Below are 14080 nucleotides of genomic sequence, written 5' to 3'. Positions count from 1 at the left end.
AGCGCAGAGGCATCCCAGACGCCGCTGCCGATGAAATGATGGAGCTGGTCATAGCTGACGCCGCTATCTCGGGCCGCCATCGGCTGAACGCTCTTGCGATCGCCAGGGCCGATCAGCCCCGCTACATAGGCCGGGCACATCCGCCGCCGCCGCTTGTGCCCCAGCGGCGCCAGAAACGGCTGAAGCCAGTCCATCAACTCCTCATGCCACCCCACCATGACGCGCTCCTCCTCATCGGAACGCGCAGCATCAAGCCATCTTGGATAACAAATCGTTAACGTGCCAAAGTAGTGCTAGGTTCAGGCATCAATACGTGCCAAAAGCGACGGAACGATGCGGCCGAGAGAAGCGTTGGGTCGACTTTTGGCTACCCGCGCTAGCCTTCGGTGGGAGTCGAGATGGATTGCCTTTTCCCACCAGAGTGTATGCCCGCAAAAGGATGATTGATCGCCGATACATCGTTGTCTGGCCTGCATCGCGCACCTGGAAAATATGATGACGAGATGGCCTTGCCCTGATCGCGAAAAACGGCGGCGGGAGTGAGGTGGCTCGTCCCCCCTATGAGGATCGGCCCGGCCTGTCAGTGCAATCCTCGGAAGAGCAGCTTAGGGCGAGCCACCTCAAAATTGGGATTGACGATTGCTAGCTTTCGGTCAAATCCACCTCTGCCGAGGGGACGCCGGAACCGATCCTGGCATTCGCGACAATGCGGTGAGGTTCCGAACTTCTTTAAAACGAGCGAAAACACCAACGCGTGATCTGTGGCGTCGAGAGTACTTGCAGCTTGCCGAATTGGCGTGCAAACTCCCGAGCCCTAGCGGCTCCAAACTCAAGCTGGCGCCATCGATAAGCACGACATCAGCGGCAGGCGTGTCTTGTCAAATAGGTTCTGGGAACGTTCGCTGACCGGTACTCAGCTTTCGAACGATGATCCGACCGATGAGGCCTCTGCTCGTTTGAAGGCGAGCGCGGCGATAGCAGTGTCCTGGATACCGGTGCCGGTCAGATCGACGATTGTGATTTGTCTCTCGTTCAAGCGCCCCGTTTTCGTCCCCGCGATAATCTCACCGAGCTCTGGGAAGCGTGCGTCGGGCGAGACGATGCCGGCCGAAATAGCGTGATGTAACTCACCGAGAGTGCGCGTCTGCTTGAGGCTGTCGGCGACATAGAAATCCGCCTGGACAATCGCTTTCGGATCCAACTCATTCTTGTGTTCGGCGTCCGATCCCATAACCGTGATGTGCTGACCGGGCTCTAACCATGCCGAATCAAAAATCGGTTGATTGGCCGGCGTCGTCGTGACGATGACGTGGGATCCAGCCACAGCCTCGTGCGGTTCTGCGCATGCCGTTACATGGAGATCAAACTCTTTGGAAAGCTCCCACGCAAGGGTTTCGGCCTTTGCCGATTCGCGCGCCCATATACGAGCCTGACGAATAGGCCGGACCAGCGTGAGCGCCTGCAACTGGAGTCTAGCCTGAATTCCCGCGCCAAGGATTGCGGCGACGGAAGCGTCTTTGCGTGCGAGATACTTTGCTGCGACCGCACCTGCAGCCGCGGTGCGAACATTGGTCAAATAGCCGTTGTCCAGCAATAGTGCCTTTAGCAAACCGGTTTGGCTGGAGAGTAACACTATCAAGCCATTCGTACTCGGGAGGCCAATCTTTGGATTATCAAAGAAACCGGGGCTGATCTTAACGGCAAAGCCATCGAGGCCCTGTACGTACGCCGTTTTGACGTCAACCTCACCCCGATGATCGCTGATATCGAGCCGCAGGATAGGTGGCATTGCAACAGTCTTTGTTGCTAGGGAATGGAATGCATCTTCAACGCATTGGACTGCAGCATGGTCGAGCGGAACGATTTGTCTGAGCTCGCGCTCTGCGAGTATCTTAATCGTTGGCATCAGATTTTTTTCCAAGCGGGTTTTTCATTCCACATATAATTCGGCGATGTAGTTCCATATCGATGTTGCGCCCTGTAAGGATAACCACGGTAGGCCCACGCAATCCGGCGACCTTGCCCGCGAGCAGCGCCGCGACCCCGACAGCACTGGAGCCCTCTAGAATTTCGCGTTCTTTCTCGTACGCATGACGAATACCGGCCGCGATCTCGCTCTCGTTCAGCAATATAAAGTCATCCAGCAGGGTCTGACACATGGCAAACGTCAGCTTATTTTCGAGCCCGATGCCGCCCCCAAGCGCGTCAGCAAGTGTTCGAACTTCCTCCACCAGGATCGGGCGACCGGCATCGAGACTTGCCTTCATAGCCGCGCCGCGCTCCATGCTAACCCCTATCACTCGCGCTTCGGGCCGCAGAGCTTTGACACCCGCAGCTATGCCCGCTGCCAACCCGCCGCCGGAAACCGGCACAAGCACGGTAGCTACATCGGGCATTGCTTCAACGATCTCGAGACCGATTGTCCCTTGTCCAGCAATAATCTCCGGATGATCGAAGGGCGGCAGCAAAATGAGTCCTTCTTCGCGCACAAGCCGTTCGACTTCCTCCTGCGCCTCGTCCTGAGAGTCTCCGATAATCCGGACGTCTGCACCAAGGCGCCGAATCTCGGAAACCTTGTTTTCGGGCACCAAGCGCGACATGCAGATCGTCGCTTTCGAATCAACTGCGCGGGCTGCATATGCCAGCGCCCGACCGTGATTGCCAGTTGAGACCGCGACGACCCCGCGGGCGCGCTCCGCTTCGCTGAGTTTGAGGATGGCGTTGGTCGCGCCGCGGATCTTGAAACTGCCTGTAGTCTGGTAATTTTCAAGCTTCAGACTGACCGAGAAGCCGCACATATCCGAAAGCGCGGGTGAGCGCACTAAGGGCGTTGTTAGAATCTGCCCCGTAATGCGTCTATGCGCATCCCGAATGGCGTTGAGATCGACCATGGATTAACTTCCTCTCTGCACGCGTTCCCTCGCGGTTCGCAGACACTAGACCAGCACTGGCGCTCTGATCGTGCATTCATCAGGCCAAGTTCGCAGTATTGCTGCGTTTTGACTAATGTCTCGCCGGAAGTGACCGCACCCTCACAGTAAAGATCTGCTATTTCCAGCTCGGTCGGACCCACAGAGCCCGAATTCGGCAAAAGCCGATGCACGAAAGAGAGCGATCCTGCGCCGATCGATGCGGTTTTGCACGATCCGGCTTCTCGACTCGTAATAGCCTCCATTTGAGGGGTTCGCGGCGGACTAAGACACACTCGACGTTCAGCGCATCTGCAGTCGATCGATGTCGTGCGTCATCCGCTTGCGGCCAGGGCGACGGGACGGGGGAAACTGTGAAACTTGGTGGATCGCTGAGAAAAAAAATTGTTTGGACGATTAGCCGGAAGATTCCCGCACTTATGGTGGCCGTCACAGTTCTCTCCTGCGGCGCGGTCGCTTGCTTCGCCGCGTTGACATCATTCTCGACGACGCGCCATCTGATAGGAACCCATCTGGAATATGTCGCGAACACGAAACGCGACATTCTCGTAAGCAAGCTGGAGACAACCAAGCTTGACATCGAGAGCTTGGCTTCCAACCTGTCGATGGTGCAGCTATTCGATCGCCTTAGTCTAGGGATACCTGGCTCAAATCCCTGAGCGCCGACCGCGACTATGCCGGCATTTCGCTGATCAATGCGGATGGTAGCCTAATCTACAGCACTGACAACGAACCCCTTGGCGCCGTTGAACAGAAGAGTGTGATCAAAGGTGCTGTCGCACGATCCGAAGGCCGGCATGAACTTGTCTCGACGGACTTCACCGCACCGTCGCCAGGACAATCAGGACAAGCCATCTTTGCAGTCGCAGTCGCTGACGGGTTTGACCCTAGCAAACGTGGTGGGACGCTGCTTGTCGCGATCAGCACCGAAACGATCGATAAGTTGTTGCATGACCCGACCGGCTTTGGTCCGCACGGCGAAGCCATCCTCGCAGGAAGCGATGGCCAACTGCGTTCCACATCTCGGTTTGGGAACAATCAAGCCGATATGATAGCCGATAGTTTCCTGAAGGAAGGCTTGGCATCAGGAACTTACCGCGGCGAGAATGTCCTGGCAGCCTCCCAACGATTAAAGTGGGGTGGTCATGACTGGACCGTGATTGCACTGGAATCCATCGTTGAAGTCTTTGCACCGGCAATGACAATGATATGGCAAATAGCCGCCATCACAGCGATCACGGCGTTAGCGGCTTTGGTTGTTGCGATGGTGGCCTCTCAATCGATTTCAAGACCCATTGCTCATCTGGTAATCGGCATGAAGCGCCTGGCTTCCCGCGACGCGAGCGCTGTCGTGGGAGGGACAAGTCGCGCCGATGAAGTGGGCGACATGTCGCGCGCTGTATTGGTATTCCGCGACAATGCCATCGCCCGAGTTGCCGCTGAAGAGCACGCTAAGCGCAGTCAAGCGGCCGTAGAATCTGATCGCAGGATGGCGGAGTCTGCACGTGCTGAAAGGTTGCGAGTTCAGGCGGACGTCGTGTCTCAAATTGGCCGCAGTCTTTCAGCGCTGGTGGAGGGTAATTGTCTCGCCCAATAGATGATGATTTCCCGGAGGATTATCGGAAACTGAAAGATGACTTCAACAATGCTTTGGGACAGTTGAGGACCACGATCCGATCAGTTTCCGGCAAGGCTGATTCGATGTCCTCGATCGTGCACGACCTCAGTCGTGCGACCGATACCCTCGCGACGAGAACCGAGCATCAGGCGATCGTTTTGGATGACGCGGTCAACAAGATGAATGTGATCGCTGCGGACGTAAATCTTACAGCGAACGCTGCAGGTCGGGCCGATGCGCTTGTATCTGTAACGCATGAGGCGGCCGCATCTCAGACGAGATCGTTACCAGGGCAATTTCAGGTATGGGAGAAATCGAGGACTCCTCGTTGCAAATTGCGAGCATCGTCAATGTCATTGAAGAGATTGCCCACCATGACAAACCTACTGGCACTCAACGCCGGAGTTGAGGCTGCCCGAGCGGGCGAATCCGGGAAAGGCTTCGCCGTCGTCGCATCAGAAGTCCGCGCCCTTGCACAGCGTTCATCTGAGGCCGCCAAAGAAATCAAGCAACTGATCGACACCTCGACGACGCGGGTTTGAGCGCGGAATGCAACTTGTCCGTTCCACCAGCGATTTATTGAAGACGATTTCGGCCCATATCGATCAGATCAAGACGGTCGTCTCGGATATTGCCACTACTGCGACGAGCCAGGCCAAGCACCTCGACGGCTTCAAAACGACAATCCACGAAATTGATGTTTCGACACAGCAAACTGCGGCGATGGCTGAGGAGTCAAAGGCGGCCTGTCATTCGATGGAGAGCGAAGCGGCGCTTTTGCTCCAACTGATCAGCCAGTTTGATCTTGGTGAGGAAACATCGTCAGGAACCCATGAGGCTTCGCAGTCGCCCAGCCCAAAGAACATTGTGGCGATCAGTCGAATGAGGGGGATGAAATCCCCAAAACCGGCTGATCATGCACGTGCCGAGCCATCCAAATAAACCGAACCCTTCACAGAATAAGATTGTCATCTTCTGATGCATATCACCCACCACTCCGAACGTGGTGGCCCTTGTCCGCGAACTTGCGGGATCAGATTTTTCGGCGAGGGATGGATGCAGCGTAAGTATTCATCGAGGAAAGATAGGCGTCGACACGCTTGAGCTCTTCAAGCGCGGCCTTGCGGTCACGGCTTGCCAGAAGCCCGCAGAGGACTTCCGAGATGGCCAGGGCCGGTGTCAATGTATGGAAGAAGGTGTGGCTCTCAGTTGGGAAAAGGATGGCGTGCTCCGCGATTGCCACCAGTGGAGAAACCTCGCTGTCCGTGATCGCAACAACGCCCATTCCTTTTTCACGGGCTGCCTCGACAACTTCCAGCGTGTAACGGGAGTAGGGATTTATCGACACCGCAAGCAAAACATCCTCACTGGTGGCGCGAATAAGTGCGTCTGCAGCCGTGCCGGCAGGACCATCGAGATGCACAGTCTTTTCGCCGAGTAAAGTCATCACATAGTGAAAATGCCATGCGACCGAATGGCAAGACCGAAGACCAAGAACGTAGATCCTGCGAGCACTGCTTAAGCGTTCGGCCAACCTTCCGAGCCTGGAAAGCGTATCCGGTTCACACAGTCGAGCGATTTGGGCCGACAGGCTTTGGAGCATTCGATGTGCCAGACCTTCACCATTCGTCACGCTCTCGTCCCTTTGCATAGCGCGGGCGGCAAATCCGTCAGCGTTAACCCGAATGACATCCGCGTGTTGAGCTCGGAACTCTTCATATCCCGAAAACCCGAGGAACTTTGCCAAGCGCGTCATTGTCGACGGCTGCACGCCCGCATTGCGCGCCAATTCCCGCATGGAAACCAGCGCTACCTCCTGTGGATGTTCAAGAATGTGGCGAGCTGCCTGCTGTAACTGCTCAGACATATCGTCGAATTGCTCAACGATGTGAGCGTGGAGAGGGCCCTTTTGCAACACTTGCCTCATACTGGCTAACTTAATTCAACCGAACCATCTCTCCGGCGATTGGAAAAGTCAAATCCTCACCAGGCTCATGTATGTGGACCACTCCCGATCCTCACGTTAAAAACAAATGCATCAAAAGCAAATTTATAAAACAGTTGTTGCAATTTCTGCCGAATGCTGCAAATCATTGGATAACAAGAGCCGAAATGCCGGCCGCAACCAGCCCGAGATTAATATGACCAAAATCCTCCATCGAACCATCGGTACGAATCTGCCCAAAGCTGTCGCAGGCGAAGGCATCTACATCACGGATAGTGAGGGTCGAAGCTACATAGATGGGTCAGGCGGCGCGGCTGTCAGTTGTCTTGGCCATAATCATCCGGAAGTGCTGGATGCGATGAAGGCGCAGATGGGACGCATCAGCTATGCTCACACTTCGTTCTTTACGACCGATGTTGCCGAGCAGCTTGCTGAGCAGCTTGTTGAGCTCGCGCCGGAGGGTCTCGACTATGTCTACCTGGTCTCAGGCGGCTCCGAAGCCGTGGAGGCCGCGCTCAAGATGGCGCGTCAGTACTACGTCGAAATCGGCCAACCGCAACGCCGCCATATCATTGCACGTCGCCAGAGCTATCACGGGAACACGATCGGTGCACTGGCAACCGGCGGAAATGCGTGGCGCCGCGAACAGTTCAAGCCAATCTTGCCCGAAAGCCATCATGTCTCGCCTTGCTACGCCTACCGAGACATGCAGCCCGGCGAAACACACGAAGATTATGCCGAGAGGCTTGCAGCCGAACTCGAGACGAAGATCGTCGAGTTGGGGGCCGACAAGGTCATGGCCTTTGTTGCGGAACCAGTCGTTGGCGCCACGCTCGGCGCAGTGGGACCTGTGGCGGACTACTTCAAGCGCGTCCGCCAGATCTGTGACAAGTATGGCATCTTGCTGATACTTGACGAGGTTATGTGCGGTATGGGCCGCACCGGCACCATATTCGCACTGGAACAAGAAGGAATCGTTCCCGATTTGGTGACTATTGCCAAAGGCTTGGGCGGAGGCTTCCAGCCAATCGGCGCGGTGCTGTTGTCCGAAAAGATTTACCGCGCGTTTGCCGAAGGTTCGGGTCTGTTTCAGCACGGACACACATATATTGGTCATCCAATCGCTGCGGCGGCGGCAAGCAAGGTCGTCGAGATCCTCAACCGTCCGGAGATGATGCACAACGTCATCAAGATGGGCGACCGCCTTCAGGCCGGACTTGACGCGGCACTGGGCCAATCTCCCTACGTCGGGGACCTACGTGGTCGGGGCCTCTTTCGCGGTGTGGAAATCGTGGCTGACAAGGATGCGAAGCAGCCGTTCGATCCAGCCCGCAAGATCCACGCGAAGATCAGGAAAGAGGCAATGCAGCGGGGACTGATGTGCTATCCGATGGGCGGCACCATCGACGGGAAGCATGGCGATCACGTGCTGCTAGCTCCCCCTTATATCATTCAGCCTGAGGAGATCGATCTTATCGTGGAACGTCTCGCCGCCGCGATTGATGCGGCTGCTAAAAACTGAGGTTCTTTGTCATGAATGTCTTTCCAAAGGCGGCATCTCCTTGCCCGCCTATATCGGATGAAGCCTGGCCTGCCGAAATCGCGTATATGAGGGCAGGCTTCGCTGGAGCACTCAACGTCTATCGCACAATGGCGCATCATTCGGCATTATTGAAGGCATGGGCTCCGCTACGCCAGCATATCGTCAAAGACAGCGCTTTGGGAGCCGTCCGGTCAGAACTCGTTATCTTACGGGCGGCCCATCGCATGGGATCCGCCTACGAATGGGCTCATCACGTGAGTAGAGCGCGTGCTCTTGGCATTACCGATACGCGTATTCAGGCGATGCGAGGCATGCCTGACGGCGAGGACGGCTTGATAGCTGAGGCCGTTGACGCACTTTTCGATGAACATCGTCTGCCAATCCACATTCTAAACGCGCTGCAACCCACCATGGGGAAGGAAGCCATCTTCGACCTCATGGCTACGGTTGGCTTCTATTCCATCCTGGGCTTCATCCTCATGACCTTCGAAACGCCCATAGATGAATATGTCGCTCGTGAGCTTGTTAAGAATCCAGCTTAGCCAAGAACACACTCCGCGTGCGGTGCTCGAAGCAGGAAGTTGAAGACGGTTCGAGACGTTTGTATCACATGTGCCTGCGTAAAACATTTGTTGCATTGTGTTTTTCGTTGAGCTAAAAAGGGAGGAGCAGCGACACTAACGACACGTCTACGGTGCGGAAGCTCCGACACAGATGGAACCAAAAACACAGGGGAACAACGAATGAACAAAATCAGGACAACAATCGTAGCAGCCGCCGCCATGGCAGTTGCCTCAGTCGCTTCCACTTCCCCGGCCAATGCCGGCGAGGTCCTTGATCGTGTGCTCGCGAACAAGACGCTCACAGTGGCCGTGGGTACCGATTGGGGCCCTCTTTCGCATTTGGACGATACCGGCAAAGTCGCCGGTTATGATGTAGACATCGCCAACGCGATTGCGAAATACCTCGGCGTGCAGACAATGTTTGTTACGCCGGGTTGGGACGTCATCACTGCAGGCAAGTGGCAGGGGCGTTGGGACGTCGCGATGGGAGCGATGGCTCCGACCAAGGCTCGAGCAGAAGTATTCGACTTTCCGTCTCTTTACTATTGGGTGCCAGAAGTCGCTGTCGTTCACAAGGATAGCAAAATAGCCCAACCCTCTGACCTGGAGGGCAAGGTCATCGGCGTTGCATCCGGAACGGCGGTTGAGGCCTACGCCAACCACACCTTGGAGCCGGCATGGGAAAACTCGAAGCGTGTTCAGTATCAGTTTAAGCCAGGCCAGGTGAAGACCTATACGAGCACCAATGTCGCACTTGACGATCTTCGTCTCGGTGATGGCGTCCGACTCGATGCGGTACTTACCGACGATACGATCGCACGTGATTCTATCAAAGCAGGTTACCCCGCGAAGGTGCTCGAGCCGACCTTGTTCTCCTCGCCGGGTGCTATCGCGATCTTGCCTGGTGACAAGGAGCTTCATGGCAAAATCGGTGCAGCCATGAAGGAATTGAAGGATAGTGGCGAGCTCACCAAGATTTCTATGAAATGGTACGGCGCCGACTACACTGTCGAACAGTAGTCCATAAGCTTAAGGCGGCTCAGGTTGCCTGGGCCGCTTAGATCAAAAAATTACGCAGGCCTCCAGAACGCCTATGCGTGGCTTGTAATTGTCAGCTGTTCTGCGAATACGGAGATTCCCCATCTATGACTAAACGGTATTCCGCCAGCCTCCCCAGTGTTGGCCTCACTTCATTCCTCCGAGCTCCGGTCGTTGAAGACTTTAGCAAGATTGATGCCGACATTGCCTTGCTCGGAGTGCCGTACGATGGCGGGAATGGTTGGAGGCCCGGCACCCGCTTCGGACCGCGCGAAATCCGCAATTTGTCCGTCCGGTACGGAGCATGGGGCGATCAGTCCGGGAATGGCTACTGGGATATTAGGACGCGAAAGCGTTTCCTCGAAAACATTCGAATGGTGGACTGCGGCGACGTTGACATCGCATTTTACGACTTCGAACGTAACTCTAGGCTCATGACTTCCAGCGTCGAGGCTATCCTTGATCAAGGTGCATTTCCGGTAATTATCGGGGGCGACCACTCTGTCACTTATCCGAATGTTCGGGCTTTTTCGCGGTTCAAGACCATCGACATCGTTCACATCGACGCTCACATGGACTGGCGGGACAACATCGATGGCGTGCGTCACGCAAACGCGATGCCGATGCGGCGCATCAAGGAACTGCCGTTCATTCGCAACATGGTCCATATCGGCATACGAGACATTCGAACTTCGGCTGAGCAGGTTAGGGATGCCGAGAGCGCGGGTGCGATCGTAATCACGCGCGACGAGGTTCGTAACGAGGGTGTAAGAGGAATTCTTAACCGTTTTCCCGAACTTGGGAATGTCTTTGTCAGCATCGACATCGATGGACTCGACCCCTCAATCGCGCCGGGAACGGGCTCACCGACCCCCGACGGTCTCCTTTATCACGAGGTTCGCGGACTGCTTGAGGGAGTGGCGGCTACTGGCAACGTGGTTGGCTTCGATCTGGTCGAGGTGAATCCAATGGTCGATGAGGGCGGCCGCACCTGCCTTCTCAGCAGCGTAATGATCATGGAATTCCTTGGCATGATCTTCGCAAATCGTGAACCCAAGAAGCGCTAGGACACCTCGATGGACAGCTTTACCAATGACCTTCTCACTAAAGCTGAAGGTGACGCGGTAGTTCGGTTGCGCCACGATATGCATCGCGAGCCGGAACTCTCGAACGACGAATGGAAGACGCAGAAACGGATCCGCGAAGCGCTGGAAAGCTTCGGCGTGATGGGAGCGAAGACGTTCCACAAAACTGGCCTCTACGTCGACATACATGGCTCTGCTCCTGGACCAAGCCGCTCGATTGCGCTTCGCGGGGACATTGATGCCCTACCGATTCAAGAGCAGAGAGACGACTTGTCGTACAGCTCACAGGTGCCGGGAGTAATGCACGCTTGCGGGCACGACTTGCACGGGTCAATCGCGCTGGGAACCGCCCTCGCATTCTATAGAATGCGAGGCAAATTCTCCGGCAAGGTGCGCATTATTTTCCAGCCAGCCGAAGAAGCAGAGCCTCTTGGCGGGCGGAGCGTACTGGAAGAGAATCTGCTTGACGGATTTGACGCCGCAATCGGGTTTCATGTCAATGAGAAGATCCCCGCTGGTGCATATGGCGCGCGAGCGGGTGCCGTGACTAACTCGTCCGATGGGTTTGCAGTGAACTTCATTGGCACCATGGCACACGGCGCTGAACCGCACTCTGGAGTGGACGCTATCGCGATATCCGGAGCCTTTATCAATGAGGTCCAAAAAGTTGTTTCACGCGAAATGCCGAACATAGATCGTCCGATCGTGACTATTGGCGCCATTCACGGCGGCGAAGCGATTAACATCATTTGTCCGTTCGTCAGCATCACGGGGACCATTCGCACAAGCAGTCCCGAGCGGCGGGACCTGTTGGTCCGACGCGTGCAGGAAGTGGCCGAGGGCGTTGCCGCGACGCACCGGGGACGGGCCGAGTTCACCTGCTATTCGGGCGAACCTCCCGTGGTCAATGACGCCGCCATGGTTGAAGCGTTCCGGCAACTTGTTTCTGAAACAGTTGGCGAGAACAAGTTCATCGAGAGGCCGCCGAGCGCTGGTAGCGACGATTTCGGCTATTATTCCGCTTGTGTACCATCGATCTATTTCTGGTTCGGCAGTCGAGAACCTGGGAACGATTCGCCGGCGCACACGCCGACCTTTGGAGTCTCCGACAAGGTACTCATTCCTACGACGGAATTGACCATACAGTATTGCTGGAAGCTCTTGCACAGCTGAGTTCGGCCGCCAGTCTGGTGGAAGGGGTTAGTTGAACGCCGAAATGATTGTCGGGTCGCGGGCAGCAAGGGACGGCGTCCACGACTGAACTCGACAACTACAAACGGCCCTGCAGACGATGCCGGCCACTGAACCTGTGTGACGACGTTTATCGCCGTCAGCGATAATCATTGTTAGGATCTCTGTGAGGGCAAAACAGGCCGCGGAGTTCGTTCTCCTCTTCATGTCGACGCGCCTGAGCAAACTGATATTCGATGGAAGGAGTTAATCTCATGACAATGCCGAAAGCCGCTCAGGTGTTTCCGCGGAGCGAGTTCTTACGCCGCTTGGCAGCTGTTAAAGCGGAAATGGAGCAGAAGGATATCGATGTTCTTATAATCACGAATATTGCAAATATTACCTATCTGACTGGCTATACCGCCAAAACTGGGAAGGATGTGCAAGCCGTCCTCGTATCGCTCAAGGATGAGGAGCCGACATTCATTACACGTAGGCAGGATGCCCCCGGGGGGCGCCATCTCATGTTTGTCGACTCCAGCCGTGTCATCGGCTACCCGGAAGATCTCGTCGCCAATCCGGACCCCCACAAGGACGAATGGGATGCGATAATCGATCTCCTTCTGGACGACGGATTCGGCCGCCGTGAAATAGGGATCGAGCTGAAGATTCTGACATGCCCTGTTGTCGAGAAATTCAAAAGGCGAATGCCGGAGGCGCGATTTAAAAACTTTGACCGGATCAACTGGATCAGAGGCATCAAATCCGATCTCGAGATCGCCGTGATGCGCGAAGCTGCCGCCATCAGCGATGCGGCGATGCTACGCGCACAAGAGGTCATTCGTCCGGACGTCACAGAAGTAAGCGCGGCGGCGGAGATCATATCGACGCTCATCAATGGCGTCGACGGCAAGCCAGGCGGGGATCTCGCTAGTTTTTTCCTCTGCGCTTCGCCGCGGATATCCACGCCGCATATCCGCTGGACCGAAGACGTGTTTAGGCAGGGTAGCCAGGCCAATCTGGAACTCGCCGGTGTGCGTCATAGTTATGTAACGCCGTTGATGCGTACAATTTCGATTGGAACGCCGTCGGATCGTCTGCGTCGAGTTCATGAGGCTGAGGTCGCCGGTCTGGAGGCCGCTCTTGCTGCCGTCAAACCCGGTGCTACGTGTAGCGATGTTGCCACTGCATTTTATACCACGCTGCAGAAGCATGGCTTTGAGAAAGAGTCGCGATGCGGTTATGCAATCGGAATCGACTGGACTGAACCCACAGCAAGTCTAAGGACGGGGGATCTCACCGTGCTGAAGCCGAACATGACGTTCCACCTGATGCTTGGAAACTGGATTGATGACGATTTCGGCTACGTAATCAGCGAGTCGTTCCGGGTTACCGAAACCGGCGTCGAAACGTTCAGTACCCTTCCACGGGAAATCTTTGAGGTGTAGCCTCGCTCGGCTGCCGGCTTGCAGGCGCGGCGGCGCCAACGTCAGAAGCTGCTACGATCTTTACAGGCGATTTCCCCTCTTAGCGCTGTTGTGAAGGTGATCTGTACAGCGAGGGGAGACTTACCCGGCAGCAGATATGAGCAACCACAAGGGACACACGTGAGCAAGAACACCATCATCGAGGCGACGAACGTCTCCAAGTGGTACGGCAGCTTCAAGGTGCTGACGGATATCAACCTCACCGTGCGCAAAGGGGAGCGCATCGTCATCTGCGGCCCCTCTGGGTCCGGCAAGTCGACGCTGATCCGCTGTTTCAACCGGCTTGAAGCACATCAGCAGGGTGAGATCGCCGTAACCGGGATCAGGTTGCACAGCGGAATGCGCAACGTCGCTGAGGTTCGCAAGAATGTCGGCATGGTGTTCCAGCATTTCAACCTCTTTCCGCACATGACCGTGCTGATGAACTGCATGGCCGGCCCGATGTGGATCAAGGGAGTTCCGGAGGCTGAGGCGAGGAAGACCGCGCTAAAATTCCTCGAACGCGTGCGCATCCCGGAACAGGCGAACAAGTACCCCGTTCAGCTTTCCGGCGGGCAGCAACAACGTGTCGCCATCGCCCGTTCGCTGTGCATGGAACCTGCCGTCATGCTCTTCGATGAGCCGACCTCGGCGCTTGATCCGGAAATGGTGTCCGAAGTGCTGGAGACAATGACGAGCCTTGCGCGCGACGGCATGACCAT

15 protein-coding genes are annotated in these 14080 nt (G+C 56.0%); 11 read left to right on the top strand and 4 right to left on the bottom strand.

What is annotated here, in order from left to right; all coding sequences use genetic code 11:
- The 3 genes from A3C3_RS0136020 to eutB all read right to left on the bottom strand — a co-directional run.
- On the bottom strand, window positions 1-218 hold a 218-nt coding region (locus tag A3C3_RS0136020; protein ID WP_028740298.1), incomplete at its 3' end, for a transposase.
- A 695-nt stretch (window positions 219-913) separates the two neighbouring features.
- Entirely contained in the window at window positions 914-1906 is a 993-nt protein-coding gene (gene eutC, locus A3C3_RS0136015; RefSeq protein ID WP_022719325.1) for an ectoine utilization protein EutC, read from the bottom strand.
- On the bottom strand, window positions 1893-2891 hold the full coding sequence (gene eutB / locus A3C3_RS0136010) for a hydroxyectoine utilization dehydratase EutB (protein ID WP_022719324.1): 999 nt from the start codon (window positions 2889-2891) through the stop codon (window positions 1893-1895). Before eutB ends, eutC begins: the two co-directional genes overlap by 14 nt.
- A 392-nt stretch (window positions 2892-3283) precedes the next feature.
- Here eutB and A3C3_RS47735 point away from each other — a divergent pair, with 392 nt between their 5' ends.
- The 4 genes from A3C3_RS47735 to A3C3_RS47720 all read left to right on the top strand — a co-directional run bounded on the left by A3C3_RS47735 (window position 3284) and on the right by A3C3_RS47720 (window position 5490).
- Complete coding sequence (locus tag A3C3_RS47735) at window positions 3284-3589, top strand: hypothetical protein (RefSeq protein ID WP_145611484.1); 306 nt, start codon at window positions 3284-3286, stop codon at window positions 3587-3589.
- 101 nt (window positions 3590-3690) lie between these two features.
- Window positions 3691-4527 carry a HAMP domain-containing protein gene (locus tag A3C3_RS47730; RefSeq protein WP_028740296.1) on the top strand — a complete coding sequence of 279 codons (837 nt, stop codon included), beginning with the start codon at window positions 3691-3693 and terminating at the stop codon, window positions 4525-4527.
- A complete protein-coding gene (locus A3C3_RS47725; RefSeq protein ID WP_233450499.1) occupies window positions 4512-5090 on the top strand; it encodes a methyl-accepting chemotaxis protein in 579 nt (192 codons plus the stop codon). Before A3C3_RS47730 ends, A3C3_RS47725 begins: the two co-directional genes overlap by 16 nt.
- A gap of 7 nt (window positions 5091-5097) precedes the next feature.
- Window positions 5098-5490, top strand: coding sequence for a methyl-accepting chemotaxis domain-containing protein (locus A3C3_RS47720; protein ID WP_028740294.1), 393 nt, complete (start codon window positions 5098-5100; stop codon window positions 5488-5490).
- Window positions 5491-5581: 91 nt separating this feature from the next.
- Here A3C3_RS47720 and A3C3_RS0135980 read toward each other — a convergent pair whose 3' ends face one another.
- On the bottom strand, window positions 5582-6475 hold the full coding sequence (locus A3C3_RS0135980) for a MurR/RpiR family transcriptional regulator (RefSeq protein ID WP_022719323.1): 894 nt from the start codon (window positions 6473-6475) through the stop codon (window positions 5582-5584).
- 214 nt (window positions 6476-6689) lie between these two features.
- Here A3C3_RS0135980 and A3C3_RS0135975 point away from each other — a divergent pair, with 214 nt between their 5' ends.
- From A3C3_RS0135975 to A3C3_RS40660, 7 genes are all read left to right on the top strand, one after another.
- Window positions 6690-8015, top strand: coding sequence for an aspartate aminotransferase family protein (locus A3C3_RS0135975; protein ID WP_028740292.1), 1326 nt, complete (start codon window positions 6690-6692; stop codon window positions 8013-8015).
- A gap of 11 nt (window positions 8016-8026) precedes the next feature.
- On the top strand, window positions 8027-8578 hold the full coding sequence (locus A3C3_RS0135970) for a carboxymuconolactone decarboxylase family protein (protein ID WP_022719321.1): 552 nt from the start codon (window positions 8027-8029) through the stop codon (window positions 8576-8578).
- A 201-nt stretch (window positions 8579-8779) separates the two neighbouring features.
- On the top strand, window positions 8780-9619 hold the full coding sequence (locus A3C3_RS0135965) for a transporter substrate-binding domain-containing protein (protein WP_022719320.1): 840 nt from the start codon (window positions 8780-8782) through the stop codon (window positions 9617-9619).
- Window positions 9620-9744: 125 nt separating this feature from the next.
- Window positions 9745-10704 (top strand): agmatinase, encoded by a 960-nt coding sequence (speB, locus tag A3C3_RS0135960; RefSeq protein WP_022719319.1) that lies wholly within the window; start codon window positions 9745-9747, stop codon window positions 10702-10704.
- A 9-nt stretch (window positions 10705-10713) separates the two neighbouring features.
- On the top strand, window positions 10714-11895 hold the full coding sequence (locus A3C3_RS0135955; protein WP_022719318.1) for a M20 metallopeptidase family protein: 1182 nt from the start codon (window positions 10714-10716) through the stop codon (window positions 11893-11895).
- 272 nt (window positions 11896-12167) lie between these two features.
- On the top strand, window positions 12168-13340 hold the full coding sequence (locus tag A3C3_RS0135950) for a M24 family metallopeptidase (protein ID WP_022719317.1): 1173 nt from the start codon (window positions 12168-12170) through the stop codon (window positions 13338-13340).
- Between the two features lie 159 nt (window positions 13341-13499).
- A partial coding sequence (locus A3C3_RS40660) for an amino acid ABC transporter ATP-binding protein (RefSeq protein WP_022719316.1) occupies window positions 13500-14080 on the top strand: 581 nt, incomplete at its 3' end.

It is taken from the genome of Rhizobium mongolense USDA 1844 (assembly GCF_000419765.1).
Taxonomy (GTDB): domain Bacteria; phylum Pseudomonadota; class Alphaproteobacteria; order Rhizobiales; family Rhizobiaceae; genus Rhizobium; species Rhizobium mongolense.
The sequence above is the reverse complement of the archived record's forward strand: the minus strand, read 5'-3'. Positions and strand labels throughout refer to the sequence as shown.